Source organism: Mangrovimonas xylaniphaga, assembly GCF_001280435.1.
Taxonomy (GTDB): Bacteria; Bacteroidota; Bacteroidia; order Flavobacteriales; family Flavobacteriaceae; genus Mangrovimonas_A; species Mangrovimonas_A xylaniphaga.
In genome coordinates this window covers 1-415 of sequence record NZ_LBIP01000015.1, presented here as the reverse complement: position 1 = coordinate 415, position 415 = coordinate 1, and the positions used below count along the sequence as shown (strand labels likewise).

1 protein-coding gene is annotated in these 415 nt (G+C 43.6%); it reads right to left on the bottom strand.

Features of this window, described 5'->3' with window-relative positions; all coding sequences use genetic code 11:
* Nucleotides 1–415: hypothetical protein (locus tag ZA06_RS17005; RefSeq protein WP_205625703.1), on the bottom strand; the 415-nt coding region annotated here is incomplete at both ends.

Sequence of the window (415 nt, the reverse complement as noted above, 5' to 3'; positions counted from 1 at the left end):
GGGAATGTATATGTTCCGACCTGTCCAGAACCGGTATCGTTTACAGCACCGGTCATTACCCATGCAATTGAGCTTACGGAACAATTATCGTTGAAAGAGGCATCTGTAATAGCAACATCTACAGAACAGTCTCCAGAGGTATCTGCACTGGTTGTTGTAACAACGTTGCTTGTAGCGTTTACCGTTGGATTTTCATTATCGGTTACTGTTACAGTCATGACATCGGTAGCTGTATTGGCTGGGGTAGCATTGTCAGATACGGTATATGTAATTGTGGTTGTCCCTATCGGGAATGTATATGTTTCGACCTGTCCAGAACCGGTATCGTTTACAGCACCGGTCATTACCCATGCAATTGAGCTTACGGAACAATTATCGTTGAAAGAGGCATCTGTAATAGCAACATCTACAGAAC